The organism is Brevundimonas sp. Marseille-Q4549 (assembly GCF_976940555.1).
In genome coordinates this window covers 885,021-910,898 of sequence record NZ_CDRHXG010000001.1, presented here as the reverse complement: position 1 = coordinate 910,898, position 25,878 = coordinate 885,021, and the positions used below count along the sequence as shown (strand labels likewise).

General features: G+C 67.0%; 26 protein-coding genes. 15 read left to right on the top strand and 11 right to left on the bottom strand.

The genetic code is table 11. The features are described from left to right. Positions 1–159: 159 nt before the first annotated feature. The 3 genes from istB to ACWPV3_RS04570 all read right to left on the bottom strand — a co-directional run bounded on the left by istB (position 160) and on the right by ACWPV3_RS04570 (position 2,920). On the bottom strand, positions 160–900 hold the full coding sequence (istB, locus tag ACWPV3_RS04580; RefSeq protein ID WP_453977025.1) for an IS21-like element helper ATPase IstB: 741 nt from the start codon (positions 898–900) through the stop codon (positions 160–162). A 3-nt stretch (positions 901–903) separates the two neighbouring features. After that, positions 904–2,445: an IS21 family transposase gene (gene istA, locus ACWPV3_RS04575; protein ID WP_453977024.1), complete on the bottom strand. Its 1,542-nt coding sequence runs from the start codon at positions 2,443–2,445 to the stop codon at positions 904–906. A 220-nt stretch (positions 2,446–2,665) separates the two neighbouring features. Then, entirely contained in the window at positions 2,666–2,920 is a 255-nt protein-coding gene (locus ACWPV3_RS04570; protein ID WP_291720614.1) for a helix-turn-helix domain-containing protein, read from the bottom strand. A gap of 38 nt (positions 2,921–2,958) precedes the next feature. On the opposite strand from ACWPV3_RS04570, the gene ACWPV3_RS04565 reads away from it, so the two are divergent. The 9 genes from ACWPV3_RS04565 to ACWPV3_RS04525 all read left to right on the top strand — a co-directional run bounded on the left by ACWPV3_RS04565 (position 2,959) and on the right by ACWPV3_RS04525 (position 10,810). Then, positions 2,959–3,417: a helix-turn-helix domain-containing protein gene (locus tag ACWPV3_RS04565; protein WP_453977023.1), complete on the top strand. Its 459-nt coding sequence runs from the start codon at positions 2,959–2,961 to the stop codon at positions 3,415–3,417. Continuing rightward, the gene (locus tag ACWPV3_RS04560; RefSeq protein WP_453977022.1) at positions 3,414–3,761 is read left to right on the top strand and encodes a hypothetical protein; all 348 of its coding nucleotides are present in this window, start codon (positions 3,414–3,416) and stop codon (positions 3,759–3,761) included. Before ACWPV3_RS04565 ends, ACWPV3_RS04560 begins: the two co-directional genes overlap by 4 nt. Before the next feature lie 2 nt (positions 3,762–3,763). Then, the gene (locus tag ACWPV3_RS04555) at positions 3,764–4,045 is read left to right on the top strand and encodes a hypothetical protein (RefSeq protein WP_453977021.1); all 282 of its coding nucleotides are present in this window, start codon (positions 3,764–3,766) and stop codon (positions 4,043–4,045) included. A gap of 114 nt (positions 4,046–4,159) precedes the next feature. After that, on the top strand, positions 4,160–5,905 hold the full coding sequence (gene ilvD / locus ACWPV3_RS04550) for a dihydroxy-acid dehydratase (protein ID WP_453977020.1): 1,746 nt from the start codon (positions 4,160–4,162) through the stop codon (positions 5,903–5,905). Between the two features lie 57 nt (positions 5,906–5,962). After that, positions 5,963–6,961 (top strand): ketol-acid reductoisomerase, encoded by a 999-nt coding sequence (gene ilvC, locus ACWPV3_RS04545; protein ID WP_453977019.1) that lies wholly within the window; start codon positions 5,963–5,965, stop codon positions 6,959–6,961. Then, on the top strand, positions 6,958–8,649 hold the full coding sequence (gene ilvG, locus ACWPV3_RS04540; RefSeq protein WP_453977018.1) for an acetolactate synthase 2 catalytic subunit: 1,692 nt from the start codon (positions 6,958–6,960) through the stop codon (positions 8,647–8,649). The genes ilvC and ilvG overlap by 4 nt, the downstream gene beginning before the upstream one ends. Next, a complete protein-coding gene (locus ACWPV3_RS04535) occupies positions 8,630–8,866 on the top strand; it encodes an ACT domain-containing protein (protein WP_453977017.1) in 237 nt (78 codons plus the stop codon). The genes ilvG and ACWPV3_RS04535 overlap by 20 nt, the downstream gene beginning before the upstream one ends. Continuing rightward, complete coding sequence (locus ACWPV3_RS04530) at positions 8,860–9,783, top strand: aminotransferase class IV (protein ID WP_453977016.1); 924 nt, start codon at positions 8,860–8,862, stop codon at positions 9,781–9,783. Before ACWPV3_RS04535 ends, ACWPV3_RS04530 begins: the two co-directional genes overlap by 7 nt. Next, positions 9,776–10,810, top strand: a complete 1,035-nt coding sequence (locus tag ACWPV3_RS04525; RefSeq protein ID WP_453977015.1) for a threonine dehydratase — start codon at positions 9,776–9,778, stop codon at positions 10,808–10,810. The genes ACWPV3_RS04530 and ACWPV3_RS04525 overlap by 8 nt, the downstream gene beginning before the upstream one ends. A 482-nt stretch (positions 10,811–11,292) precedes the next feature. Here ACWPV3_RS04525 and ACWPV3_RS04520 read toward each other — a convergent pair whose 3' ends face one another. From ACWPV3_RS04520 to ACWPV3_RS04510, 3 genes are all read right to left on the bottom strand, one after another. Then, positions 11,293–11,970, bottom strand: coding sequence for a hypothetical protein (locus ACWPV3_RS04520; protein ID WP_453977014.1), 678 nt, complete (start codon positions 11,968–11,970; stop codon positions 11,293–11,295). A 96-nt stretch (positions 11,971–12,066) separates the two neighbouring features. Beyond that, positions 12,067–12,195 carry a hypothetical protein gene (locus ACWPV3_RS04515; protein ID WP_453977013.1) on the bottom strand — a complete coding sequence of 43 codons (129 nt, stop codon included), beginning with the start codon at positions 12,193–12,195 and terminating at the stop codon, positions 12,067–12,069. A 664-nt stretch (positions 12,196–12,859) separates the two neighbouring features. Continuing rightward, complete coding sequence (locus ACWPV3_RS04510) at positions 12,860–13,150, bottom strand: hypothetical protein (protein ID WP_453977012.1); 291 nt, start codon at positions 13,148–13,150, stop codon at positions 12,860–12,862. 322 nt (positions 13,151–13,472) lie between these two features. Here ACWPV3_RS04510 and ACWPV3_RS04505 point away from each other — a divergent pair, with 322 nt between their 5' ends. Continuing rightward, the gene (locus tag ACWPV3_RS04505) at positions 13,473–14,153 is read left to right on the top strand and encodes a hypothetical protein (protein WP_453977011.1); all 681 of its coding nucleotides are present in this window, start codon (positions 13,473–13,475) and stop codon (positions 14,151–14,153) included. A gap of 39 nt (positions 14,154–14,192) precedes the next feature. Here the strand turns inward: ACWPV3_RS04505 and ACWPV3_RS04500 are convergent, their stop codons facing one another. The 4 genes from ACWPV3_RS04500 to ACWPV3_RS04485 form a co-directional block, all read right to left on the bottom strand. Further along, the gene (locus ACWPV3_RS04500) at positions 14,193–14,777 is read right to left on the bottom strand and encodes a hypothetical protein (RefSeq protein WP_453977010.1); all 585 of its coding nucleotides are present in this window, start codon (positions 14,775–14,777) and stop codon (positions 14,193–14,195) included. Positions 14,778–15,006: 229 nt separating this feature from the next. Further along, on the bottom strand, positions 15,007–15,657 hold the full coding sequence (locus ACWPV3_RS04495; RefSeq protein WP_453978500.1) for a type IV secretory system conjugative DNA transfer family protein: 651 nt from the start codon (positions 15,655–15,657) through the stop codon (positions 15,007–15,009). 31 nt (positions 15,658–15,688) lie between these two features. Beyond that, a complete protein-coding gene (locus ACWPV3_RS04490; protein ID WP_453977009.1) occupies positions 15,689–16,504 on the bottom strand; it encodes a type IV secretory system conjugative DNA transfer family protein in 816 nt (271 codons plus the stop codon). Then, positions 16,501–17,937 carry a hypothetical protein gene (locus ACWPV3_RS04485; RefSeq protein WP_453977008.1) on the bottom strand — a complete coding sequence of 479 codons (1,437 nt, stop codon included), beginning with the start codon at positions 17,935–17,937 and terminating at the stop codon, positions 16,501–16,503. Before ACWPV3_RS04485 ends, ACWPV3_RS04490 begins: the two co-directional genes overlap by 4 nt. A 208-nt stretch (positions 17,938–18,145) precedes the next feature. Between ACWPV3_RS04485 and ACWPV3_RS04480 the strand changes: the two genes are divergently transcribed. Both ACWPV3_RS04480 and ACWPV3_RS04475 read left to right on the top strand, forming a co-directional pair. Further along, positions 18,146–18,577, top strand: coding sequence for a TadE/TadG family type IV pilus assembly protein (locus ACWPV3_RS04480; protein WP_453977007.1), 432 nt, complete (start codon positions 18,146–18,148; stop codon positions 18,575–18,577). Further along, positions 18,577–20,214: a TadG family pilus assembly protein gene (locus ACWPV3_RS04475; protein ID WP_453977006.1), complete on the top strand. Its 1,638-nt coding sequence runs from the start codon at positions 18,577–18,579 to the stop codon at positions 20,212–20,214. Before ACWPV3_RS04480 ends, ACWPV3_RS04475 begins: the two co-directional genes overlap by 1 nt. 27 nt (positions 20,215–20,241) lie before the next feature. Here the strand turns inward: ACWPV3_RS04475 and ACWPV3_RS04470 are convergent, their stop codons facing one another. Then, positions 20,242–21,597: a peptidoglycan DD-metalloendopeptidase family protein gene (locus ACWPV3_RS04470; protein ID WP_453977005.1), complete on the bottom strand. Its 1,356-nt coding sequence runs from the start codon at positions 21,595–21,597 to the stop codon at positions 20,242–20,244. 443 nt (positions 21,598–22,040) lie between these two features. Between ACWPV3_RS04470 and ACWPV3_RS04465 the strand changes: the two genes are divergently transcribed. From ACWPV3_RS04465 to ACWPV3_RS04455, 3 genes are all read left to right on the top strand, one after another. Next, positions 22,041–25,187 carry an intermembrane phospholipid transport protein YdbH family protein gene (locus ACWPV3_RS04465; RefSeq protein ID WP_453977004.1) on the top strand — a complete coding sequence of 1,049 codons (3,147 nt, stop codon included), beginning with the start codon at positions 22,041–22,043 and terminating at the stop codon, positions 25,185–25,187. 77 nt (positions 25,188–25,264) lie between these two features. Further along, entirely contained in the window at positions 25,265–25,453 is a 189-nt protein-coding gene (locus ACWPV3_RS04460) for a YnbE family lipoprotein (RefSeq protein ID WP_292086180.1), read from the top strand. Positions 25,454–25,485: 32 nt separating this feature from the next. After that, positions 25,486–25,845 carry a DUF1318 domain-containing protein gene (locus tag ACWPV3_RS04455; protein WP_453977003.1) on the top strand — a complete coding sequence of 120 codons (360 nt, stop codon included), beginning with the start codon at positions 25,486–25,488 and terminating at the stop codon, positions 25,843–25,845. Positions 25,846–25,878: the final 33 nt, after the last annotated feature.

Here is a 25,878-nt window from a genome sequence, read left to right as displayed (position 1 = left end):
GAGAAGCGAACCCGCCAGTTCGCAACCGCCTGGCGCGATACGCCCGCGATATTAGAGGGGGCCGCAAAGCTGGGCACCCGGTGCCGGGCGCGCTGGTCAGTGGCCGACTCCGGGGCCGGACGGCCCGCGACGCCGACTGGGCGCCGCAGGCTTCAGGAATCACCCAGCCGGGGACGGGCTGAGCCGTCTCATCGACTCGCCGGCCAACTGTATCCGGTGACTGGTGTTGACCATCCGGTCGAGAATGGCGTCGGCGACCATCGGATTGTCGATGTAGGCGTGCCATTCCTTGAACGGGAGTTGGCCAGCCAACAGGATCGACGCCGAGCGGGTTCGGGCGTCCACGATGTCCAGCAGGTCGTGTTTGCCCAGCTCGGTCAGCGGCGTCAGGCCGAAGTCGTCCAGGATCAACACATCGAAGCGGGCGAGCGCCATCCGCAACCGCGCGAGGCTGCCGTCCTGATGAGCGATCGCCATGTCTTCCAGCAACTGATGGGTTCGATAGTACCGGACCGTCAGGCCGACGCGGGCGGCATGACCGCCAAAGGCGCACGCCAAATGGGTCTTGCCTGTCCCCGTGGCCCCCGTGAGAATCAAGTTCTCAGCCTGTCGCACCCAGGTACAGGTCAGAAGCTCGGCCATCTGGGCCCGGTCCAGGTTGCGGGCGGAGCGGTAATCGATGTCCTCGGCCGCCGCGGGAATCTTCAACCGCGCGGCTTTCAGGATCCGCTTCAGGCGACGATCATCACGATGGGCAGCTTCGGCCTGCAACAAATGCATCAGCCGGTCGTGGAACGGAAGATCGGCGAAGGCCGGAGCGGCGTAGTGATGCTCGATCGCTCCAACCATGCCGTTGAGGCCGAGGTCGCGGAGTTTGTCGATGATGTGGGTGGTGTTCATGAATCAGACTCCGGTGAAATAATCGGAACCGCGCACGTTCTCGTTCGTGGCGGCGGCGGCGTTGGGCGTGACGAAGTCAGCCGGGTCGGTGAACTCCAGGTTCCGATCCAGGATGTTGCGCACATGCGCCAGTCGGGGTTCGCCGCTCCGCACGGCGCGAGCGCAGGCCGCTTCCAGCCTTACGGGACCGACACGCCGCGCCAGGTCGCGAAATGAACGATAGACGGAGGTCTTGGCCGCGCCGAAGAACGGACGCTCAGCCTCTCCCTGGACCACGGCCTGAACGCCGGGACCATGGAGGCGTGACCATAGGACAAGATCTTCGTCCTCCCCCGCGCGCCGCGCCAAGTGGTTAGGCGGCATATGGGCCGGGTCGGTGGAGACCCCGCCGACGACCCCGACGCGCGGATGGACGCCGACCGGTTTCCCGTCGTGCCAGACTTCGACCGTGGCGGCATTCCCGCGCACATCGACCCGCCGTCCGATCAGCGTGTGCGGCGCCGAGTACCGGCGCTGGTCATGCATGATGTGGTAGTCCGGCCCCAGCAGCAGCTGACGCCGGACTTCAAAGAAGGCGAACGGCTCCGCCTGGAGAGGCCGCAACGCCGGGCGATCCAGTTGCTCGAACAGGGTGCTGCGGGACTCTCCGGGCGCGCGCCGCAGCGCCTTTGCGTTCAGGCGGGCGAGCAGTCCGGCCAGCAAGACGTTCATCTCACCGAGAGACATCGCTGGTCGATCCGCGAGCGCCAGCCGGAGCAGGCGCTGAATCAGCTTCACGCCGATCTCCACCTTCGCCTTGTGGGTGGGACTGTAGGCCCGGGCGGGGCGGGCGAGCGTTCCGTGATGATCGCAGAAGGCCTGGAACGTCGGATTGATCACCGCCGCCTGTCCGCGCCTGTGAGATATCACTGCGGCCTTGAGATTGTCGGAGATGATCACCTGGGGGATGCCGCCGAAGAAACAAAGCGCTTGGTCGTTCGCCCAGATCCAGTCGGCCACGCGTTGGGAACGGGTGACGCAGGCAAAGGTGTAATCCGAGGCCGGAAGCACCGCGACGAACAGTTCGAACGGGACCAGGCTGGCCGGGTCGTCGTCGCGCCCGCGCGGCCGAAAGCCGGCGAAATCGACCATCATGGTTTCGCCCGGCCGATGACGCTGTCGCATGATTGGATGGGCGGCCACGTCGTAGTCGCGGAATTTGCGGCAGTAGTCGCGATAGGACATCGTCGGCTGATAGCCCGCCGTCTCGATGTAGGCGTCGTGCAGATCCTTGAGATGATGGCCGGCCTTGACCTTCACGGCCACGGCCGCCCAGTTCGGCTGTAGCTGTCCAGTGGCCCTTGGCGCCGATCGGCCCGGATTGAAGAAGCCCGTCAGATCACTGTCCGCGAGCGCACAAAGGCCCTCGCTGGTCAGAGACAGCTCCAGGGCAAGTGAACGATAGCGGGCGACGGTTGTGTAGGAACAGCCGATCATGCGACCGATCTGCCGGTTTCCGTGGGCCGTGGTGAGGATGAGGCGAAGCAGGCCTCGCGGGTCGAACATGGAAGCTCCCGTTGTTCAGTTTCGATGATGGGAGCCTGAAAGGAAGGCGCGGGTCAGCGGTCGTCGTCGCGCTGATGCGACGGAGTTCCTTGACGGCGATGACGCTTTCGGGGAGATTGGTGGGGTCGCTGTCGCAACGACGAACCATTCTTCCGAAAGGGTCCGCGCTTTTGCCGAGCGCGGGCCTTTTCACTTTCAGGCGTGGATTGCGTGAGATTGGTCAGGGGGCGGGCATGGCTGCCTCCTCACGGCGATCGGCCGAGCCGCTGCGGTAGCGGTCGGGCCAGATTTCTTCCGGCCGCTGTCCCAAGGCGTCCGCGATAGCTTGCTCGACCCGTCGCGAGCGTCTGAATCCGCGCGATACGATGGACACCGTGGAGGGCGTCACGGCCAGCGACCGGGCGATGTCCGACAGGCTGATGCGTTTGAGACTGAGAGCGGACTTGATCCGTGCATGCCTTTTGTCGTCTATCATCGCTCCAGCTCCATCTTGTGCGGCGCAGAGACCATAGTGTGCGAAATACCAACACCGCAACCGTCAATGATCCTGGCCTAGGCATCGCCCGACGGTTGATCGCCGTGCGGCAGCACAGTGGTCTCAATCAGTCCGCCTTCGCAGCCCGGCTCGGCTTCGCCCGCCGCACCTATCTGGGGTGGGAGCGCGGCGAATCTGATCCCCCAATCTGGCTGCTCGACGCTCTTCACCAGGAGTTCGGCATCGATCCTCACTGGATGCTGCACGGCCCAGGGGACCGACCTCGTCAGTATGGCGCCGGGCTCGACTGGACCCGGTTCAGCCGCCTGCTCGTGGCGGTCGATCGAGAAGCGCGAACGGCTGGACTGGCGCCCCGGCCCGAACAACTCTGTGAACTGACACGCGCCGTTTTCGAAGGGCCGCCCGAAGACGAAGACGGGGCAATCGAGCGTCTGGCGCTGACTTTCAAAACAATGAAGTCGCGGGGGCGACGATGACGGACCTGGAGGCCCGCATCGTCCCGTTTCCGGCCCAACCAGACCCCGCGCCGGTCTCGCGTGAAGATCCGGTGGCAGACGCCTTGGCGCGCGTCGGTGATATACCGCTCGCGGAGGTCGAGCCCGGCGTCGCCCAGCAACGGACACCCAACTGGCCAGCGATCATCACGTTCTCGGCGCTTTCGGTGCTGTCGCTGGCGGCGGCGCTCGTTTCGACGGGTCCGGAAGATGACGTGCGATGGGGCGCGGCTATGGCGCTGGTGATCTCAATTTTAACGGGCGGGCTGGCCGTTCTCTATCGCCATGCGCCGGCATTCTGGCGTCTCGCACGCCCTCGCTTCTGATCATGATGATGGGGCTACGCATCGCTTGGGCGATCGACGCGGGTGATCACCGCATCGGGTTGTCGATTGCTGACGTTCTCGCGGCGCTTGGCCGTTTCCCGCGGGCCGGGGTTGACAAGGCCGCATCGTTCGTGGTCTTCGGCCGCATCATGTCGCCGCGCAACAGCCAGTCGCAGACCCTCATCAACGCGCTTTCGCGCGTGACGGTCGTGCGCGGTCTCGCGCTCGCCGCCGCTGCTCAGATTATTACCGTGCATCACAGCGCGGGGTTCGGGCACGTGTAGGTAACAGACCACTACACAACACCCAGGAAGCAAGAACCTGAACCCCGCGCCCGACAAGGGCGCGGGGTTTTTCGTTTTGGCGGCCTGGATTCCATCCAAAAGGACATCCAATCCGTGAGAAGCAACGCCATCAAATCCGGTCCCGCCCGTGCGCCCGCACGCGCCATGCTGCGCGCCACGGGGCTGGACGACGCCGCCATCGCCAGACCGCTGGTCGCTGTGGTGCACACGTGGAGCGACGTGTCGCCCTGCAACATCACGCTGCGCGACCTCGCCCAGCATGCGCGCGCCGGGGTGCAGGCCGGCGGCGGCACGCCGGTCGAGTTCAACACGATCGCCGTCACCGACGGCATCGCCATGGGCAGCGACGGCATGCGGGCCTCGCTGGCCTCGCGTGAGACCATCGCCGACTCGATCGAGCTCGCCGTCAGCGGTCATTGCCTCGACGCGATGGTGCTGCTGGTCGGCTGCGACAAGACCATCCCCGCCGCGGCCATGGCGGCCGCGCGTCTCGATGTTCCGACCGTGATCCTCTACGGCGGCACCATCCTGCCGGGTCAGTGCCGCACCCGCGACGGCGGGACAAAGTCGGTCACGGTGCAGGACGTGTTCGAGGCGGTGGGCGCGCATGCAGCGGGCCGCATCGACGACGCCGAACTGCGTCATGTGGAAATGCACGCCTGCCCTGGCGCCGGCGCCTGCGGCGGTCAGTTCACGGCCAACACCATGGCGATGGTCCTGACCTTCCTCGGCCTGTCTCCGTTGCAGCTCAACGACATCCCGGCCGTGCACCCCGACAAAGCGGGGGCGGCGCACGCCTGCGGTGAGCTGGTGATGCGGCTGCTGCGTGACGGCGGGCCGACGCCGCGCGAGCTGCTTACGCCCGCGGCGCTGCGGAACGCTGCCCGCGCGGTTTCCGCAACCGCCGGCTCCACTAACGCGGCGCTGCACCTGCTGGCCATTGCCCACGAGGCCGGCGTCGAATTCGGACTGGAAGAGTTCGAGTCGGCGGCGAGTACGCCGGTCATCGCCGACCTGAAACCCGCTGGCCGATATACGGCGGCCGAGCTGTTCGCGTCTGGCGGCACGGCCTTGGTGGCGCATGAACTGCGCGTCGCCGGGCTGCTCGAAGACGTCGCAACGGTTACCGGGCGCTCATTCTTCACCGAGCTCGATGCGGCCTGCGCGTCCCTCTCGGAGGCCAGCGCCGACGGCTGGTCGATGCCGGCCCAAGACATAGTCCGGCCGGTCACCGACCCGATCAAGCCGTCTGGTGGCTATTCAATCCTGTATGGCGACCTCGCGCCTGACGGCTGCATCGTCAAGCTGGCGGGGCACGGGCGGACGCTCTTCGAAGGTCCGGCGCGGGTATTCGATTCCGAAGAAGCCGCCTTCGAGGCCGTGCAGACCCGGTGCATCGCCGCCGGCGACGTCGTCGTGATCCGCTTCGAAGGTCCGGCCGGCGGACCCGGCATGCGCGAGATGCTCGCCGTCACCGCCGCGCTCGTCGGTCAGGGCCTCGGCGACGAAGTCGCGCTGATCACCGACGGCCGTTTCAGTGGCGCGACCCACGGCTTCATGGTCGGTCACGTGTCACCGGAGGCCATGCACGGCGGGCCGATTGCCCGGTTGCGCGACGGCGACCGCGTGCGCATCGACGTCACCGCGCGCCGCATCGATGTCGCGGCCGATCTGGCCGCGCGCGAACCCGCCCGCATCGCTCCGCGCGTCACCACAGGCGTGCTGGCCAAGTACGCGCGCAGCGTGAGTTCGGCTTCGCGCGGCGCGGTAACCGCCCCCGGACCACTTCAGGACGAGACCCTACCAGCCGCTTCAATCCCGGTGCTTTCCGCCATCTGAGGCAGCGGCCCCGCCCAGTCATTTTCCTTCGCCCATCAACGCCCGGAGATCACCAACATGACCACCCCTTCTCGCCCTCTCGTCGCCATCGTCGGTTACGGTAGCCAAGGCCGCGCCCAAGCCCTCAACCTGCGCGATTCCGGCTTCGACGTGACCGTCGGCCTACGTCCGGGGGGGCCGACCGAGCTCAAGGCCACCGCCGATGGCTTCACCGTGAAAGCTCCGGCCGAAGCCGTCGCCGGCGCCGATCTGGTCGCCTTGCTCACGCCCGACATGGTGCAGCCGCAACTCTACCGCGACGTGATCGAACCCAATCTGGCGAAGAGCGCATGCCTGCTGTTCGCCCACGGCTTCAACGTCCACTACGGCCAGATCACCCCGCGCGCGGATCTCGATGTCGTGCTGGTGGCGCCGAAGGGACCGGGCGTGCTGGTGCGCCGCGAATATGAGGCCGGGCGCGGCGTCCCCGCTGTCTACGCCACGCACCAGGATTGCAGCGGCAGGGCCGAGCAACTGGCGTTGACCTATTGCACCGGCATCGGCGGCGCGCGCCAGAACGCCATCCGCACCACCTTCCGGGAGGAAACCGAAACGGACTTGTTCGGCGAGCAGGCGGTGCTGTGCGGCGGGGCGACGAAACTGGTGCAGGTCGGCTGGGAAACCTTGGTCGAGGCTGGTTACCAGCCCGAGGTCGCCTACTACGAGTGCCTGCACGAACTGAAGCTGATCGTCGATCTGTTCTACGAGGGCGGGGTCACGCGCATGCACGAGTTCATCAGCGAGACCGCGCAGTACGGCTCGCTTACACGCGGCGCCTACGTGATCGATGATAGCGTCCGCGCTCAGATGAAGAAGGTGCTGGCCGAAATCCAGGACGGCACCTTCGCGCGGGAGTGGATCGCCGAGTATCAGGCCGGCAATGCCAACTACCGAGCGCTCAAGCAGGCCGACCTCGACCACCCCATTGAGGCCACCGGCAGGAAGCTGCGCGCGTCGATGGCTTGGCTGACGACTTCGCCACAGGGCGCTGAGCATCCCGCGCAGGCCGCGACATGAACGGCGTCCAATGGCTTGTACGCGCCTTGGCCGCCGAGGGCGTCGATACCCTATTCGGGTATCCGGGCGGCGCGATCATGCCCTTCTACGACGCCCTGTATGGCGCGGACCTGAGACATGTCCTGGTCCGCCACGAGCAGGGTGCGGCCTTCGCCGCCAACGGCTACGCCCGCGCCAGCGGCAAGGTGGGCGTGTGCGTGGCGACCTCCGGTCCGGGCGCCACCAACCTGGTCACGGGGATCGCCGACGCGATGCTGGACTCCGTGCCAATGGTGGTCATCACCGGCCAGGTCGCCACCACGCTGATGGGCACCGACGCGTTCCAGGAAGTCGATGTGTTCGGCATGACCCTGCCGGTCGTTAAGCACAGCTTCCTTGTCCGCAGCATCGACGCTCTGCCAGAGGCCGTGCGCGAGGGGTTCCGTCTGGCGCGCTCGGGCCGGCCTGGGCCAGTGCTGATCGATCTGCCGAAGAACGTGCAGACAGCCGACGCGTCGCACCTGGCGCCGCATATCGCAGCCCCGGTGGACACCCCCGAAACGCCACGTCCGGAGGACCTTGTCGCCGCCTTGAGCCTACTGTCGCAGGCGCGCCGCCCGGTCGTCTATGGCGGCGGCGGCATCTCGCTGGGCGACGCGGTGGCGGACTTCCGCGCGTTCGTGGACGCCGTCCAGGCGCCGACGGTGCTGACCTTGCGCGGCCTGGGGGCGCTGCCGGCCCAGCATCCGCTCGATCTCGGCATGCTCGGCATGCACGGGGGTCGCTCCGCCAACCTGGCGGTGCAGGAGGCCGACCTGCTGGTCGTGGTAGGCGCGCGGTTCGACGACCGCGTCACCGGCAAGCTCAGTGAGTTCGCGCCAGACGCGCGGGTCATCCACCTCGACTTCGATGCTGCAGAGATCGGCAAGCTGCGCACCGCCGATGTCGGCGTGCGCGGCGACCTGCGTCCCAGCCTCCAAGCGCTGGCCTCGGCGAGGCCGGCCTGCGAGGCGTGGCGAACGACCTGTCTGGCGCGGCGACGACGCTTCGCCGCGCGCTATGACGCACCGGGCGAGAATGTGTACGCCCCGGCACTACTCCGCCGCCTGTCGGAACTGGCGCCGGAGGCGATCGTCAGCTGCGACGTGGGCCAGCACCAGATGTGGGTGGCGCAGCACTGGCGCTTCAGCGATCCGCGCAAGCACCTCACCAGCGGCGGCCTCGGCGCCATGGGTTTCGGCCTACCCGCCGCTTTGGGCGCACAGCTGGCCTACCCGGAGGCGCAGGTGATCTGCGTCAGCGGCGACGGCTCGTTTCTGATGAACGTGCAGGAACTGGCTACCCTCGGCCGCTACCAGCTGCCGGTGAAGATCGTCCTGCTCGACAACCAGCGCCTCGGCTTGGTGCGGCAGTGGCAGGAGCTGTTCTTCGACGAGCGATACTCGGAGACCGACCTGTCGGACAATCCGGACTTCGTCGCCCTCGCCGCCGCCTTCGGCGTGACGGCCTTCCGCCTCGACGAGATGAGCGCGGCCGACGACGTTCTTCGGCAGTTGCTGCAAAGCCCCGGCCCCGCCCTGCTGCACGTCGCGATCGACACCACGGCGAACGTCTGGCCGCTCGTCCCGCCCAATCACAACAACGCGCAGATGCTGCTCGACCCCCGCCCCCATGACCACGAGGACACCCATGCCACGCTATCGACTTGACCTCACCCTGCGCCACGCCGAGGGCGCTCTGATCCGCGTGCTGGGCGTCGCCGAGCGCCGGGGCTTCCGCCCGCTCAGCGTCAACGGCGCGACCAACGCTGGCGGCGAACGCTGGCGTCTGCACCTGGCGGTGGAGGGCGACCGCCCTGCCGAGGCCCTGCGGGTGCAACTGGCCAAGCTGTACGACTGCCTTGCCGTGGAGGTCTCGCCGTGCTGACCGAAACTCCCCGTGCCTCTGAACAGACCGAGCCGGCGACGCCGCCAGCGAGCAACCCATCGCAAATCTGGTTCGACGGCGCCTTCGTCGACGCTGATTCCCCCCGCGTCCCCCTGACCACCCACGCCATGCATTACGGCAGCGGCGTGTTCGAAGGCATCCGCAGCTACGCCACTGCCGACGGGGGCGCCGCCGTGTTCCGCCTGCCGGAGCATCTGGAGCGCATGCGCCAGGGCGCCGAGCTGCTCGGGATCGCTTTCGACGTCGCACGCGCCACTGAAGCAACGCTGGCGGTCCTGCGCCGGAACGGGCAGCGCGACGCCTATGTCCGGCCGCTGGCCTGGTGCGGCACCGGCTCGATCGGGCTGGACGTCGGCGCGAACGTCCAACACCTGATGGTGGCGACCTTTCCCACCAACGTGCACCTGGGCCAGGACGCGGTGCGTCTGGGCGTGTCGAGCTGGCGTCGCAACCCGGCCAGTTCTCTACCGCCGCTGAAACTCTGCGGCGCATACGTCAACTCGATCTTGGCCAAGCGCGAGTCGCGCCAGAACGGTTTCGACGAAGCGCTGTTCATCGACGACGAGGGCTATGTGGTCGAGTGCACCGGCGCCAATGTGTTCATGGTTCAAGACGACCGGATCACTGCCGTGAACCATCGCGACGCCCTGCCCGGCATCACGCGCGCCACCGTGATCGAATTGACCGGCGCCGAGTCTCGCGCGGTGACGCTCGACGAGTTGCTGGCGGCGGACGAGGTGTTCATCGTCGGCACCGCCGCGGAAGTCACGCCGGTCGCCGGCATCAATCAGCGCGCCTATGGCGACACCCACACCGGACGCGAGATCGCGCGTCTGTACCAGCGCGTGGTGTGCGGCGAGGACGGACGCCACGGCGCATGGCTCACCCATGTTTGACGCCAGCGTTGCGGACGCCGAGGTCAGTGCCGCCGACGTGCTGGCGGCTCAGGCGCGGCTGCGGCCATACTTGGCGGCGACGCCGCTTCACTACGCCCAACGCTTCGGCTGCTGGCTCAAGCTGGAGAACCTCCAGCGCACCGGCTCCTACAAGGTGCGCGGCGCGATGAACGCCCTGCTCGCCGCGCGCGAGCGGGGCGATGCGCGGCCGGTGATCGCCGCCTCCGCCGGCAATCACGCGCAGGGACTGGCGTGGGCCGGCCATCGGCTGCGCACACCGGTCATCACGGTGATGCCGCGCACCGCGCCGCAGACCAAGATCGCCGGTGTCGCCCACTGGGGCGCGGCGGTTCGCCTGCACGGCGACAGCTACGAGGAGGCCCGAGCCTTCGCCGCCGAACTTGCGGCAAAGCACGAATACCGTCTGCTCTCTGCGTTCGACGATCCCGATGTGATCGCCGGTCAGGGCACCGTAGGCTTGGAACTCGGAGCCTTGGCGCCGGACGTCGTGCTGGTCCCGATCGGCGGCGGCGGCCTCGCCGCCGGCGTCGCGCTGGCGCTCAAGGCTCAGGGCGTCCGCATTGTTGGCGCACAGGTCGAGGGCGTGGATGCGATGGCGCGCGCGTTGCGCGGCGACCACATCCTGCGCGACGCCGCAAGCACGCTCGCCGACGGAGTCAGGGTCAGCGAGCCGGGCCGCCTGACCCAGCGCATACTGCGCAACCTGCTTGACGATGTCGTCATCGTGGGTGAGGCGGAGCTGCGGGAGACACTGGTCAGGCTGGCGCTGGAGGAACATGTGATCGCCGAAGGCGCGGGGGCGCTGGCGCTGGCCGCCGGTCGGCGCGTGGCCGGCAAGCGCAAATGCGCTGTGGTTTCCGGCGGCAACATCGACGCCGCCGTGCTGGCGCAACTTCTGGCCGACGTTCGCCCGCGCACACCCCGCCGGCCGCGCCGAGCGAACCGCGACCAATGCGGCCCGGTCGAGTGCAATCGGGGAACAGCTCATATCGCATCGGACCTTTGAGGCCGGAATGTCCTTGAGCCGGCTGGTCCGGGCCATGCCGCTGTCGTCGCGGACATGGCCGAATTCGCCGTGTCAGGGGTCCCGATCCTCGACGAGTAGTGTCGGTGCAAGCCGCCCTCCGACGTGGCTTCGTTGCGGCCTTTGCCGATCCCGCCGCCGTCGGCTCCACCACGAAACGAGGGTCCGGCGCGCAGTTAAGCTGCGCCATCGTGCCGCACAATTGCGCCCGAGATGCGGTCCGGCGGTCCACGGACCGCCGGACTGGCGCTGTTATCTCTCTCCGGCCAATTCCAGCATTGTGACTCTGGCGGCCGGAGCAACCTTTTGCGCCCCTGCCAACTGCCACAAACGGATCAGACCTCAGCGTCTGGACTATGGCGCGCTGGCGCCGCCCCAGTTTCTGGTTCGCGAATCTTCGGCCAAGCCGGGAAGCGGGATCTAAGCGAGCGGCCCGGCCACGAGGCCGTCGCCGCTCCTCACCGTCATCCGCCCATGCTGTTGTTTGCAATGATCGTCTGAATGTCCCTCGGCTTGGCAATGTCAGGGCCTGGAGTCTTGCTAACGGACAGCCTGCCATTCTCCCAGTAGCCGACTTCAATCGCCTTGGCGGACTGATCGATCAACAGGTAGGCGGCGTTCAATCCCCCTTCGTGGGCCTTGTTGCCGGATGTGAACAGCGTCGAGCCCTCCCGTTGAAGCGCCGACGACGTTTCAAGGTTTGCTCGGAGCGTGGCGAACTCGTCGCCTAGCAGCGCGCGCAGCTCGCCCGAAATCGCGCTCCTGTCCAAAAGACCGCTCTCGAGCGGGTGTTTGCCCACAAATCCATCGAGAGATTCCCAGCTGGCGCTTTCGTCGCCATCGGCTGCGGCTACAGTAGAGCTTGGGCTGGTTTCGATCAGCATCGGATCTTCTTCGCCGGGGCGGGTCGCCTGTTCACAGGCGGAGAGAGCCAGCGCCGCGAAACCAATCGCGGTCATCAGGATGGGCGTGCGCATGGAGGCGTTCTTCCCCTTTCGATCGAGCCGATCCAACGTGAGCCCGAAACACAGGGGAGCATGGGATTGTTCCATGCGCGCGCCCGCCCCTTCGGCTGTCCATGGGTGCACGTAAGTGTAGGCCAGCACGAATTTGCGCAAGCTACCCTGATTCAAGGTGAACATTTCGATGCCCCACCAACGCAGGGAATATCGAGAGGTGTCGTTGCGGAGCCGCGATCGGGCGACGGCGCTTTGTTGAATAGCTCTGTCGCCCGATCGCTACTGTTGAGAGTGTCCAATGGCATTGGACGTCCAGCTGACGTGGCCAGCGCTGCCCATAAAGTTGGCGTTACGCACGATATCGGCAATCTCGTTGATCCCGATCAGATCATCTTCGGCAAAGGCCAACCGCCACTCCTGTTACCGCCGTTCACGCAAACTGTTTACATCGTTCACAATCTGGGCGCAACATGGCGTCTGGAACCTATTGGAGAGGCGGATGTCGAGGACCGGAAGAGACGGAAAGACCATTACCATCCCACCAGGCGCGACCAGCCGGGAGGACGCGGACGGACATGTCGTCGCCATCCGCAAGGGCTGCACATCGCGCGAGGGCAGCGACGGGCGCGTGGTAGCCATCCCTTCCGGCGGCACATCCCGCCAAGGCGCAGACGGCCGCGTGGTAGCCATCCCGAAAGGCTATACTTCCCGGCAGGGCAGCGATGGCCGCGTCACCGCCGTTCCGACGGGGGGCACGTCACGCCAAGGGTCGGATGGACGGGTTGTCGCCATTCCGAAGGGCTGCACTTCCCAGGAAGACAAAACTGGGCGGGTGAAAGTGGTACGCCCCAGATAGACGAAGCGCCGTTGGCGACCGTCCCGTTTCTGCGCCACCACGGAAAGGTGCTCGCCGCGCAAAGCCACGTCCCTGTAGGCCCTGCTTCCCGCACTGACGGAAACCACTGACCTCGTGTCGATCCATACCGGCGCTCCGAAGGAAATTAGACCCCCAGTTTTCGACACGCCCGCCGGTCGGCCTGCGCGTCGCCACCGAAGACGGGCCAACAACCGCTTAAAACGGTATGATACCCGCGTGATAGCCCGAAATCACTCGGGCACGGTCAACGAAATCTCGCTCTGTCTCGATTTCCCATTCGGGAAATTCATCGAGAAATAGCTCGTGTGCCAGCACGCCTATGATTGGTTCATGCCCAGGAAACTGTTGCGCAGTGAGGTCATAGGTCAGATCGCCGACCATGACCCAAAAGTGGTGTTCGTAGACGTCTCGCCGCGTACCCTTGATGATTGTGACGTTATCGAGCGGGTATTTCTCTTCTAGGAGAAAGGTCAGGATCAGACACACGCTCTCGCAGCAATTATAAGGATAGGAGTGTTCGAAAGGGTATTCGAAGAACTTCTCCGTTCGATTACGTTCTAGAAAAGCTAGCAATGCTAGGGCCGAATTATCTAGATCTGCCTTCCTAGGCCCTGATCTAGGATTCACTCTGACGTTGTCCATCTCAGGAGCCTGTTCTGCCCATCACCAGCGGTAGGATAATCAGTGCCGAATATTAAGGATCTAACTCACAGCAGCGTTTGGCGGGTGCCGTTAACAGCGTTGGATTCTCGCTCTGGGAATGTCGCGTACCGTGATTTTTTTATGATTTCGCGTTGAGGATAGGGTGATGGCTTGGGTGCGCTACGAAATGTGGGACCGATGGCGGGACCTCACGCGGTTCCGCTTTGCATCTGAAATGGCGCTCGCCTCATATCGAACGTACGTGAACAGCTTCCCAATCACATCAACGGCGCCGCTGGTGATGACAGACCCCAGCGGGTCCGCGTTCAAATGCGACCTCGCTGATTTCACGGCAGTGCTGAATGATGATCAGCAGCTCTATCGCGTATTGTTCCCATCCTACGTCGCGCTGGTAGAAGATCTTGGGCGCGAGTTGGTCGAGACAGCCTGCATCCTAAAGGGAGCGCCACGCACGGCGTTCGTCGGACTGGATGCCGTTGCGCCAATTGACTCAGCAGCCGAGCATTGGATCACTGGCGCGCCGGTTGAAGTCTGGGGCGCGGCGCTTCTCAAAGTGGGTGATCGGAATTGGTCGAGCCTCAAAGGCGGCCGTCGCGGCGTGGTAGAGGCTGTGACAGTGCGTAATCTCTGCGCTCACGGCATTCCCGTCTATAATCAGAAGGCGATTAACCGACTGGCCTCAGCTTCCACTCCATCGCAGAAGCTTCCGGCGCTCGGCGAGCCGATTGTCATGGATCGAGCCACCTTTACGCGCCGCGTCGCCAACCTGCGCGGATTCGCGCGGTCGATTGCGGACGGCGTGGCCAATCTGCCGGACGCTCCATGATTTATAAGACTGCGGTCTAGATCGTTCGGGAAGTTCGCGTCAGAGCTTGCCCACATCCAGTTTTCCCGCCCGGAAATCGACCCATACCGCTTCGCCCGCCTTCCAGCTGTTCTCGATTAGCGATCGTTGAACGTCAGGGTCGCCCTGTTTGCTGAAGAGTTCGTTGAACGCCAATGCCACGCTGTTGAGATACGTGGACAGCGAAACCAGGAGCCATCCGGTCGCAGCAGACGGCGGGCGGTCGCGAAGATACATGTCGGCGATCGCCTTCTGATTGGTGACGAGCCGGTCCAACTCCAACCACTCGGCTTGCCCGGCGGTGCCGTTATCGACAAACTGATGCGTCTCCCGCAGAACCTCCAGTGTATCGATTGAGAGCCGCGTCCAATCACCAACGGCCGCCGCTTGACGGCCAGCCTCCTGCTCAGCTGCCCGACGTGCGCTGCCGCGATCAATCCAGACGGCCGCGAGGATGGCAGCAATCGATCCAACGGCCTGGATCCACGCGGCTGTTGCCGGGTGCTGAATAAACGCCCCGACATCGCCATTCGGTCGAAAGACGGCGCACAGCCAAATGATGATGAGGATTGTGGCAACAGCAACGCCGGTCAGGATAGGTTTCATAGTCTAGCAGGGTGCCACGGCAGAACAGACGCGCCAACAGGGGTTCGATCTTCGGCCGGTGACGCCTCTGATGTCTGCTCTTCGACAAGGCGGTAATTCCCGCTGCTGGCGCGTTTCGCGCTTAAGCTGCCCAGCCTACGACGACGGAATAGTTCTCAGCATCATCCACAGCGGCGCGCCACTTTCCCACGTCATGATTTGAATAGCCGAGCGTCCGCTGTGGACGTCGCTATCGGCTGTCCCGAGGTCGCAGGCGCTTCAGGACGTCGGCCGGGGTGTCGGTCTGGGCGACGGGCGACGGGCGTTCGAACACACGCCTGACCGGCTTTGGCCGCTGCACGGGCCGGCCGGGGTCGTGGAAGGGATTGGCGTCGAACAGGCCGGCGAAGATCGGATCGGCGCGATAGTTGGGCAGGCGGGCGATCACCGGCATGTCGCCCGACAGCTGAAGCAGGATTTCGTCGTCGTCCAGATCCAGCAACTGTTCGGGCGAACCGAATCCGACCAGCTTTGACATGGATTCGGCCGCCAGCATGGTGTTGGCGCCGAAGCACTGCACCGCGCGGCAGTTGTTGACCATGGTTTGCCAGTCGCGCGGATAGAGATTCCGCAACTGGCTGGGATCCTGCCAGAAACTCCAGGTCTGCAAACCGTAGCCGCGCATCAAGGTCACGGCGCGGCGCAGATCGTCGAAGGCGCCGAGTTGGGCCGCCTCGTCCAGAATGAACAGGGTGGACTTCCTGGGTCGGCCGCTGCGCCCGGAGATCAGGGTCATCAGGGTATGAACCCACAGCCTGAGCAGCCGGCCGTGGCTTTCCAGCATGTGCGGCGGGAGCACGAGATAGATCGAGAGCGGATCGCCGCGCTGCACCGCCCCCAGGTCGAAGCTGGTGTTCTCAGCGCCGGTCCGATCATGCCCGACCGCACGACATCGACCAGGCTTTGCGAAAGGACAGGATGCCGCCCAGGGTCGAGACGGCGCCGATCCGCAGCATTCGCCCGATATCCCGCGCCTCGGTGTTGCTCGAGGCTTCCAGCATCGCCAGCACGGTCCCAGCCAGGGCGTCCGTCTGTCCGCGCTGCTCGGCCACCGCCCCATAGACGCCGATTTCGCCGACCGCCTGGTTGACCAAGGTGCGTACCGTTTCCAGGTGGCGACGATCCGGGGGAAGGTCGCTCATCACATGCAACAGGACGCCCAGCACGAAGGTCGCGCCGCGTTCGCGCCAATAGCCGCCGTCGCTGACCTCGGTGTCGACGTCGGGATTGGCCAGGGCCGAGACTACCGCCATCGCGTCGTCGACGAAGGTGGGACTGTCCGGATCCAGGATGTCGAGCGGATTGAGGGTGGCGGCGGGCAGACCCGTCACCCCCATGGGATCGATCACCGCCACCTCCTGACCCAGTTCCCTTCGCCGCCGAACGGTCATCAGGGCGTTCTCGCCCTTGGGGTCGATGATGATGACGGGCCCTTCGAACCGCAGCAGGGCGGGGACGATGCAACCCGTGCCCTTGCCCGCCCCGGTCGGAGCGATGGTCATCAGATGCCCCTCGCGCTCCATCAGGATGGGATCGATCACCGCCGACGCCGGATCGGCGGCGGCGCCGAATTTGAAGCCGATGGGCCGACGCCGAGGCTCGCGTTCCAGCGACCAGCCGACGATCAGGCCGTCCTCTTCGATACAGTCGGGAAGCGCCAGGCTGTTCTCTATCGGTATCAGCGTCATTCAACTTCTCCCTTCGGCTCCAGCACCACGAACAGGCCGTCCATGCGTTCGCGGCGCAACCGCACGTCCTCGACCAGCATTTCGTCGTCGGTCATCTCCAGCAGGCCGTCCGGCCTGAGGGCCAGGACGGCGACGAACAGCGCTCCGCCGTAGGCGATGGTCGCCACGAACCGCCAGCGGCCCTCCTCGTCGAAACCGGCCGGAGCGGGAGGGGCCGTGTGGTCGATGCAGAGGGCCTGCAGGGTCTCGGCGTCTTCGGCGCGGTCGGCCATAACCTGAAACGACTCCGCCAACTGGAACCGCTCGTCGTCATTGCGGACCAGGTTCATGAACAGACGGACGTATTCCAGCCGCGCCTCCTCGTCGGTCAGACGGACGCCGCGCGTCTCGTTCAGATCGTGGATCCAGGCAGAGGCGCCGTCCGCGCCGTGGATGTCGTCCTCGGTGATCAGGAAGGTCGCGATCCCCGACGTCCCTCCGACCAGGCGACCTTGAACCTCGACCAGAACGGCGTCGCCGTAGCAGCGCGCCGGACAGGTCCGGACGCGATCGCAGAAGGCGGCCAAAGGCAGGGGCGTCGACGACGGACCCAGGTGGAAGCGGGTCGCGATCAGCCGCAGCACCGAGGCCGCCGCCTCCGGCTCCAGTTCGGTCCAGTCGCCGGGGATCAGGGGCGGCCGGCTCCAGGGACCCGAAGGATGTCGGGCCGCGTCATCGATCTGCTGGACCTGAGCCTGGCTCAGCGGTCGCGCCCGGTCCCGCAACCTGTGCCAGGCCACCGCCAGCTTGCCGGACCAGACCGCCTGGGCCTGGGCGGGCAGGTCGTCCAGCTCGCGGCCGACAATGATGCGATAGACATCCTGGGCGGTTTCCCAGAATTCCGGATCGCTCGTGGTGCCGTCGATCAGCATGGGCGGAAAAGGACGTTCCCCTTCGCGGGGTCGTTCCAGCGTGCGCAGAAGCGGCGTCAGGGCGTCCAGCCTTGGTCCCAACGTCGCATTGGGCGCTAGGCGGATCAGCGCCTCGACCCGACGAAGGCCTTGAGCGTCCCGCAACAACCGGTTCTTCAGGGCGCCGTCGATCGCAGGAAGCATCTCCATGATCCGGGCCGTATCGGCCAGAAGGAAGACGGCGACCTCGGCGTTCGACCAGGTCTGTTCGGTCAGGGTGAAGAACCGACCGCCCAGGTCGTCGGGTCCCACGATGCGACGACAACTGCCCAAGGGCGCCCGAGCGACGGCTTCGGCCAGGGTGCGGCACATCCGGGCGTTGCCCGCCAGGGTCTCGGCGGCCGAAGCATCGTCGCTCTCGACTGTATCAAGAAAGCGAGCAGCGGCGAGGAGCGCGTCACTGGCCAGAACGCCGACGGTGTCGCCAACCCGCAACGCAGGCTCCAGCTCTGGCGCGAGGTCGCCTTTTCGCGCTTTGGTCATACGGTCGCGGCCCCTTTCTGCGACAAAGAGAACGCCGTTCATCAGCCCTTCGTCAAGCGGACGCGCACCCGGATTTCGACGCTCAGCGTCAGCAGATGCACTTGTCCAGAACGCGGCCGGCGGTGAGAGCCGCAGAAGCGCAACGGCCAAACGAACTCTTAACCGCGGCAGATATACAACCTATACGAGCAGTTCGCGGGGTTGCATCATGTTGCGCCGTCCCTTCTCTCGACCATACCGCCGCGCCAAGACAGCGCGCGAAGGCGCTGCGGCCGTCGAGTTCGCTCTGGTAGGCCCGATTCTGGTGTTTCTGTTGATCGGGATCGTCGTCTACGGCGGCTGGTTCCTGATGGCCCAGTCGGTTCAGGCCCTGGCGTCGGAAGGCGCCCGCGCCGCCGTCGGCGGTCTGGATTCGGCCGAACGGGAAAGCCTGGCCCGCACCGAGGTGGCCGACGCCGTCAAGGGCCTGCCGCTCAATCCCTCGCTGACCACCGTGCGGATCGCAGAGGACGGCGGGCGGTTGCGCATCGTCGTGACCTATGACGCCAGCCGCCATCCCCTCATGCTGCTGGGCGGCATGATCCCGCGACCGCCCGCCGTCATCGAGCGGTCCGCGGTGGTGCGGGTGGGAGAGGAATGATGCGCCAGCTGCTGCGACGCTGGCGCGGCGACCGTCGCGGGACGGTCGCCATCACCGCAGCGGTGGCGGGCGGACTTTTGTGCGTGGCGACGGCGGTGACGATCGATCTGGGCGTCCTGACCCTGCACACGCGCAAGCTTCAGGGCGCGGCCGACCTGGCGGCCCTGTCGGCGGCGCGCGACCTGGGCCACGCCGCCGACAGGGCCAAGGAGACGGTCCAGGCCAATATCGCGCCCGACGCGCCCGCCGAGGTGACGGCGACCCTGGGGGTCTATACGCCCGACCGCGCGCTGGCGCGGGATCAGCGCTTCGTCGCCGGAGGCGCGACGCCGAACGCCGTGCGCGTCGTGGCGACCAGTCCCGCCCCCCTGTTCTTCAGCCGACTGTTGCTGGGCCGCGACCGGGTTCTGGTCACGCGCCGCGCGACGGCCGCCATGCCCGAAACGCCCAAGGCCATGTTCAGCCTGGGCTCGCGTCTGGCCTCGCTGGACGGCGGCCTGGCCAATCAGTTGCTGAGCGGGCTGACGGGCAGCCAGGTGTCGCTGAAGCTGATGGACTATCGGCGGCTGGCCGATCTCGACGTCAATCTTCTGAGCTTCACCGACGCCTTGGCGACCGATCTGGGCGTCCAGGCCGGCGACTATGACCGGCTGCTGGACACGCGGCTGGACGCCGGGCGGGCACTGAAGGTGCTGGAGCAGGTCGCGGGCGGGCGCGACGGCGGGGCGCTGGGCAAGCTGACGGGGGCGGCGACGGGGCTGACCCTGCGGCTGGGCGACCTGATCGGCGTCGACGCACAGGCGCCGGACGGGGTGCGCGACGGGCTGGACGCCGCAGTCTCCGCCCTGGACCTGGCGACGGCCGTGCTCGAAACGGCGGGCGGCGAGCGGCAGATCACGCTGAACCTGGACGTTCCGGCCGGTCTGGCGGACCTGAAAGCCAGTCTGGCGATCGGCGAGCGCCCCAATCGTTCGCCCTGGCTCTCGGTGACGGCGAACGGCGAACCTGTCGTCCGCACGGCCCAGGCGCGGCTGTATCTGCAGGCGCGCACGGCCCAGTCGCTGGCCGGACTGACCCAGGTTCAGCTGCCGGTCCTGGTCGAACTGGCGTCGTCCGAAGCGCGGCTGCAGCGCCTGGCCTGCCGGCCGGGACAGTCGGTCGAGATCGGCGTCCGACCCGGCGTCGCTCGCGCCTTCATAGGCGAGATCGACGAGCGCAAACTGGGTGACTTCAAGAAGACGCTGACGCCGCGACCGGCGACCCTGCTGTCTGTGCTGGGCGTGGTCACGCTAACAGGCAAGGCGGACATCGAGGCGGGCGACGTCGGCTTTCGGCCAGTCAGATTCAACGCGGCCGACATCGCGGCGCAGCACACGAAGAGCGTGTCGTCCCGCGCCTTCGCCAGCGGCCTGGTGGTCAGCCTGCTGCAAAGGCTGGACGTCACCGTGGCGGGACTGGATCTGGGCGGCCTGACCCGCGCCCTGGGTCAGTTGCTGACGCCGCTGGGGCCGGTTCTGGATGCGGTTCTGAATCCGGTGCTGGACCTTCTGGGTCTCAAATTCGGCGAAGCCGACGTGACGGTGCACGGCCTCTCATGTCCGGCGGACGGTCGGACGCCGCCACGGCTGGTCGGCTGAACCCGTTCCAGGGACTTGCGAAAGAATTCAGCCCTGGGCGGGCCGCAGACCATCCGCCGACGCCTGCTGAACAGCCGGGCGCTTCTGGCCGCCCGAGGCGATGATACGGTCGATGCGGGCCTTTTCAGCGCGGAAGGCGGCCAGATCGGCGCCGGCCAGTTCGGTGCCTTCCTGGGTGCGGACCCCCGCCGGATTGATCCGTTGACCGCTCCGCCACAGCTCATAGTGCAGGTGGGGGCCGGTGGAGGCGCCGGTGGAGCCGACATAGGCGACGATCTGGCCCTGGCTGACCCGCTGGCCGGCGCGGATGCCCGAGCCATAGCGAGACAGGTGGCCGTAGCCGCTTTCCAGCCCGTTGTTGTGACGGATGCGCAGCCAGTTGCCGTAACCACCCCAGCGACGCGCCTCGACCACCACGCCGTCGGCGGGCGCCACGACCGGCGTGCCCGTGGTGGCGGCGAAGTCGATGCCCTGGTGCATCTTGCGATAGCCCGAGATCGGATGGGTGCGAACGCCGAAGCCCGAGGACACACGGCGGAAGGTCTGAAGCGGGGTTCGCATCATGGCCGAGCGCAGATTCTTGCCGTTGGCGTCGAAGAACTGAGCTTCCTTCGCCCCGGCCGGCTTGAAGCGATAGAAGGTCACGCCGCGCAGTTCGGCGTACATCAGGTCGCCTACGCTGACGGTGCGGCCGCCCTCTGTGGTCTCTCGGTCGAAGACCATGGTGAATTCGTCGCTAGCGCGAATGTCGCGCTGCATGTCGAACTTGGTCGCGAACAGGCGGCTGGCGGCGCGGACGATGGAGGCGGTCGCCCCCATTTCGCGGGCGCTGGACGACAGAGAGCGTTCGACGTCGCCCTTCAGAACCACCGTCTCGTGCGTCACCTTCTCTTCCAGAGAGCGCAGGCGCAGGGCGCCGTCGAAGCTGCGCGACACGGTCAGTTGTGAGGCCGGGCCGGTGCGCATGGTCAGGCCGATCAGGCGCGCGTCCCCCCGGCCGTCGCGCGGCTTGGCGATGGCGGTCTCGAACTTCAGGCCCGCGCGCAGATCGCCCAGGTCGAAGGCGTTCGCAACCGTGGCGGCCACGGCGCTGGCCTCCTCGCGCGTGACGCCGGTGCGCATCACGGCCTGTTCGAAGGTTTCGCCGGGCCGAATCTGGACATGGACGGCTTCCGGCGCCGTCAGGCCGGCGGGGGCGTTGGCCGCAGCGAAGGCCTTGGCCTCCATGGCCGCCATTTGGTCGGACGACAGGGCGGGAACTTCTTCGGCCTGAGCGGGTTGATAGGCTCTGCCAGCGATCAAGGCCACCGAGATCGCCGCCACGGCCGTCAGACAGTGAGGGGCCAGGCGCATCGGTTGGCGGCGAGGATCGAACTGAGCCATAGGTCCCAATCGTTCTGCGACGCCAAGGGCGCCAGAGCATATTTAGCCATGGATCGCGCGAGCCAGCGCGGCGCGAAGGCATGGCCTATAAACTGCTTGCCCCATTTTGGGAAGACGGACGGTTACAAACGGTTAACAAGCGTGAATCGCCCGTGCCGTCGGCGAGAATCCGCATTCAGTAATCGCGACGATCACTGAGGCGAACGACTCGCGCCCCGCCCTCATATCGCCCAGCTTCACTGGAACAAGCCCGCCGGCCGGTCATTTCAATCGCCGCGCTTTAATCTTGTGCTCACGCCTGGGGGTGCGATGCTGATCCGGCGACTTTTTTCTCATCGACGCGACCCCTGCGCTTGACCGAAGCCCCGGCTAGAAAAACCGTTCCCGCCCGATCGCGCGCGCCCCGTTTCATTCGGGCGGCGGGCCTTGGCCTGCTTGTCGTGATGCTGGTTGTCGCCTTTCTGATCGCGGCCCTTTACCTCAACCGCAGGGCGGCGGCGCGCAGCGTTCTGATCGGCTGGCTGGACGAACGCGGCGTTCCGGCCGATGTCGAGGTCGAACGTGTGGAGTTGGACGGCTTCGTCGGCCGCATCCGCATCGGCGACCCCCGCAATCCCGATGTGACGGTCGAAAGGGTCGAGGTCGACTACGCCGTCGGCCTGCCTTGGTCGCGCGCGGGCCTGGGGGTCACGCCCAGCCGCATCCGCCTGGTCCGGCCCGTGGTGCGCACCAGCTGGAAGGGGGGCAAGTTTTCGCTGGGCTCGCTGGACCCGCTGCTGAAGGAATTCACCGGCAAGCCTCCACGGCCGGACTCGCGGGCGCCGCTGGTGATCGTCGAGGGTGGCCGGGCGCGGCTGGAGACGGAGTACGGGCCGGTTCAGGTGCTGGGCGACGCCCGACTGGAGGACGGCAAGCTGATGCGACTGACCGCGCAGATGCCCGCCGCCGATCTGAAGAGCGGCGACATCGCAGCCCAAAAACTGGGCGCCGCCGTCGATCTGAAGACCGTGGGCGATCGGGTGGCGGTGACGCTTCAGGCCGAGGCCCAGGTTTTCGACTCCCCGACCCTGAACGGGCGCGAGACGCGGCTGAACCTGACGGGCGACCTGCCCTATCCCGATCTGAAGACGCGGCGCGGCGACGGGCGGGCGGTATTGGACCTGCATCTGACCGGAGCGGTTGTGGGGTCCGGCGCGACCCAGGCCAAGGGCGCCGACCTGACCGCGCGCTTCGACGGAACCACGGCCGGCTGGATCGAGACCTTCCGCATCGTCGGCGCGACCGGTCTGGCCCTGAAGGCCGCCCGCATCGATGGCCCCGCCCTGAACGCCGCAAACGTGACGGCGACAGCCGACGGCGGCCGTCTGACCGTCGCGCGCGACGAGACCCTGCGCTGGAGCCTGGATACGCCCGTGCGCCTGACGGCGGGCGCGGGCCGGGCCGGCGAGACGCGGATCGAGGGCCTGTCCCTGCGATCGGGCGGTCTTTCAATGGGCGGACGCAACGCCGCCTTCGAGGCCAGCGGTACGGCGGCGGTCGCTTTCGACCGGTTCGGCTTCGGCGATCTGACGCTAAGGCGCGGGGACGGAACCGTGGACCTGGACGTGGTTCAGGACGGCGCGACCCGTATTTCGGTCGAAGGCGGCCTGTCGGCCCGCGACGGCGCCTGGCCGCTGTTCGGCCCGCCCGGCAAGGACGAGGCTGCGGAATTGACGGCCATGAAGCGGGCGCTGGGCGCCTTTTCCCTCGAGGCCCCGTCGTTCCGGTTTGCGACGGGCACCGGCGGCGTCAGCGTCAGCCTGCCACGCCCCGTCGTGTTGCGGCCCGCGAACGGCGGCGTCCTGACGGTTGCCCAGTCGGGCGACGGGGTCTATCTGGCCGAGCCCGGACGGCTGGGCGGCGGCGGCCTGAAACTGACCGCGACGCGCGGCCAGGGCCTGCCCGAACTGGACGTGGTCGTGCCGGAGTGGCGACTGACCGACGGCGGGTTCGAGGCCCGGCTGAACGGCCGCGCCAAACTGGATTTCGACCTGGCGCGCGGCATCGACGCCCGGACGCGCGGGGTCCTGGCCCTGAGCGACGGGCGGCTGACCTATGTCGCCCAGGACTGCGCCGACCTGACGGTCGAGCGGCTGGAGCTGGACGAGAACGACATCCACCAGATCGCCGGCAAGCTGTGTCCCGAGACCACGCCCCTGCTGTCGTCCAAGGACGGCGTCTGGCGTGTCGTGGGCGGTTTCAAGGAAGTGTCGGCCCAGGCGCCCTTCCTGGGCGCGCGCTTCGCCCAGGCCGAGGGCCAGGTGACGGTGAGCGGCGCGCCGGCGGGCATCGGCCTGACGGCGACGGTGGCGGACGCCCGCATCGTGGACGCCCTGGATCCGAAGCGGTTCGAGCCCCTGACCGCCAAGGGCCAGGCGACCCTGGCGCGCGAGGCCTGGAACGGCGCCTTCGATCTGGGCGGCACGGGTCCGGCGGCGGGCGCGACCCTGGGCCGCATGACCCTGACCCATGACGGCCGCACCGGCGCGGGCGGAGTGGAGATCGACGTGCCGGGCGTGACCTTCGCCGAACATGGTTTGCAGCCCTGGATGCTGAGCCCCCTGGCGGACGATTTCGTCAAGTCGCCCGCCGTGGGCGAGGTCCGCTTCGCCGGCCGCTTCGACTGGACCAAGGACGCCGAGCCCACGTCCAGCGGCCGACTGGCGGTGCCCGGCCTGGACTTCGTCAGCCCCGCCGGGCCGGTGAAGGGGCTGAAGGGCGACATCGAACTGACCAGTCTGACGCCCCTGATCACCGCGCCGAACCAGAATCTGACGGTCGACAGCCTGGAAGTCGGCGCCAAGGCCACCGCCCTGGACCTGACCTTCGGCATCGAGGCCGGCGGTTTCCGCATCAACGGCGCCCAGCTGACGGCGGGTGGCGGGGTGATTTCGGTCGAACCCCTGCTGGTGCCGCTGGACGCGACCCAGCCCTACGGCGGGGTGATCGTGCTGGACCGGGTGCAGTTGGGCGACCTGGTCAAGGACATGGGCTTCGACGACAAGGTGCTGCTGGACGCCGTCGTGTCGGGCCGCCTGCCCTTCACCATGAACCCCGCGACAGGCCTGAGGATCGTCGCAGGCAGCCTGGCGGCGGTTCAGCCCGGCCGTCTGTCGATCCAGCGCGAGGTGCTGACCGATGTGAACGCCGGGGGCGGCGCGGCCGAGGCGCCCCCCGGCGTGGTCGAGGACCTGGCCTTCCAGGCGATGGAGAACCTGTCGTTCGATCAGTTGAGCGCCGATGTGAACAGCCTGGACGGCGGACGGATCGCGGTCCTGTTCCACATTCGCGGCCGCCACGCGCCGCCGCAGCGGCAGGAGCTGCGTCTGACCCTGGCCGAACTGATCAGCCGCCAGTTCCTGAATCGCAGCCTGCCCCTGCCGTCCGGCACCCAGATCGACCTGACCCTGGACACGACGCTGAACGCCAACCAGCTGATCTCGGACCTGATGGCGGTCAATCGCGCCCGGCAGGGTCAGCAGGCGGATCAGAGCGCGGCGCCGACCCCCGTGCCGACAGCCACGCCGACCGATGGGAAAAACGAACCATGAGCGGCGCCATTCAGCGACCGTTCACGCCGCGCCGTGCTATTAGACCTCTCAACCTTGGCCGAACCGGAGCCTGAACCATGATCAACAAGCGTCAGCTGGCCGGCCTCGGCCTGGGCGCCGCCGTCGCGGCGGTCGCCGCGTGCGCCCCCACGATCCGGCTGGAGGTTGCGCCGATCCAGATCTACGCCAAATTGGACGCAGACGTGCGCGTCAAGCTGGATCAGGAGCTGCAGCAACTGCTCCAGCAGAACCCGAACCTTTTCTGATCGCCTCGCTTCTTTTGAAAGGACAGGCTGACATGACCTTACGCAAACTCTTCGTCGTCGGCGCCGCCATCGCCGCCCTGGGCGTCGCCGGGGCCGCCGTAGCTCAGACCAGCGCCCAAAAGGCCCTGATCGACCAGGCCAAGGCCGCCGGGACCGTGGGCGAACAGGCCGACGGCTATCTGGGCTTCCGCAACAGCACCTCGGACTCCGCCCTGCGCGCCGCCGTGGACGCGACCAACGCCGGCCGCCGCGCCGCCTACGCCCGCAGCGCCGCCGACGCCGGCACCACGGCAGACGTGGCCGGCGCCCGGATGTTCGAAAGCCAGCTGCTGCCCCGCATCTCTTCGGGCCAGTGGTATCGCAACGCCCAGGGCCAGTGGGTCCAACGCTGAACCGTCAAAGGCCCGGCGAGTGCGCATTCCGCC

Coding starts and splice junctions, on each gene's coding strand:
- istB (WP_453977025.1), bottom strand. CDS start 900: ATGAACACCACCCACATCATCGACAAACTCCGCGACCTCGGCCTCAAC.
- istA (WP_453977024.1), bottom strand. CDS start 2,445: ATGTTCGACCCGCGAGGCCTGCTTCGCCTCATCCTCACCACGGCCCAC.
- ACWPV3_RS04570 (WP_291720614.1), bottom strand. CDS start 2,920: ATGATAGACGACAAAAGGCATGCACGGATCAAGTCCGCTCTCAGTCTC.
- ACWPV3_RS04560 (WP_453977022.1), top strand. CDS start 3,414: ATGACGGACCTGGAGGCCCGCATCGTCCCGTTTCCGGCCCAACCAGAC.
- ACWPV3_RS04555 (WP_453977021.1), top strand. CDS start 3,764: ATGATGATGGGGCTACGCATCGCTTGGGCGATCGACGCGGGTGATCAC.
- ilvC (WP_453977019.1), top strand. CDS start 5,963: ATGACCACCCCTTCTCGCCCTCTCGTCGCCATCGTCGGTTACGGTAGC.
- ilvG (WP_453977018.1), top strand. CDS start 6,958: ATGAACGGCGTCCAATGGCTTGTACGCGCCTTGGCCGCCGAGGGCGTC.
- ACWPV3_RS04535 (WP_453977017.1), top strand. CDS start 8,630: ATGCCACGCTATCGACTTGACCTCACCCTGCGCCACGCCGAGGGCGCT.
- ACWPV3_RS04525 (WP_453977015.1), top strand. CDS start 9,776: ATGTTTGACGCCAGCGTTGCGGACGCCGAGGTCAGTGCCGCCGACGTG.
- ACWPV3_RS04520 (WP_453977014.1), bottom strand. CDS start 11,970: ATGTTCACCTTGAATCAGGGTAGCTTGCGCAAATTCGTGCTGGCCTAC.
- ACWPV3_RS04505 (WP_453977011.1), top strand. CDS start 13,473: ATGGCTTGGGTGCGCTACGAAATGTGGGACCGATGGCGGGACCTCACG.
- ACWPV3_RS04500 (WP_453977010.1), bottom strand. CDS start 14,777: ATGAAACCTATCCTGACCGGCGTTGCTGTTGCCACAATCCTCATCATC.
- ACWPV3_RS04490 (WP_453977009.1), bottom strand. CDS start 16,504: ATGACGCTGATACCGATAGAGAACAGCCTGGCGCTTCCCGACTGTATC.
- ACWPV3_RS04485 (WP_453977008.1), bottom strand. CDS start 17,937: ATGACCAAAGCGCGAAAAGGCGACCTCGCGCCAGAGCTGGAGCCTGCG.
- ACWPV3_RS04480 (WP_453977007.1), top strand. CDS start 18,146: ATGTTGCGCCGTCCCTTCTCTCGACCATACCGCCGCGCCAAGACAGCG.
- ACWPV3_RS04475 (WP_453977006.1), top strand. CDS start 18,577: ATGCGCCAGCTGCTGCGACGCTGGCGCGGCGACCGTCGCGGGACGGTC.
- ACWPV3_RS04470 (WP_453977005.1), bottom strand. CDS start 21,597: ATGGCTCAGTTCGATCCTCGCCGCCAACCGATGCGCCTGGCCCCTCAC.
- ACWPV3_RS04465 (WP_453977004.1), top strand. CDS start 22,041: ATGCTGGTTGTCGCCTTTCTGATCGCGGCCCTTTACCTCAACCGCAGG.
- ACWPV3_RS04460 (WP_292086180.1), top strand. CDS start 25,265: ATGATCAACAAGCGTCAGCTGGCCGGCCTCGGCCTGGGCGCCGCCGTC.
- ACWPV3_RS04455 (WP_453977003.1), top strand. CDS start 25,486: ATGACCTTACGCAAACTCTTCGTCGTCGGCGCCGCCATCGCCGCCCTG.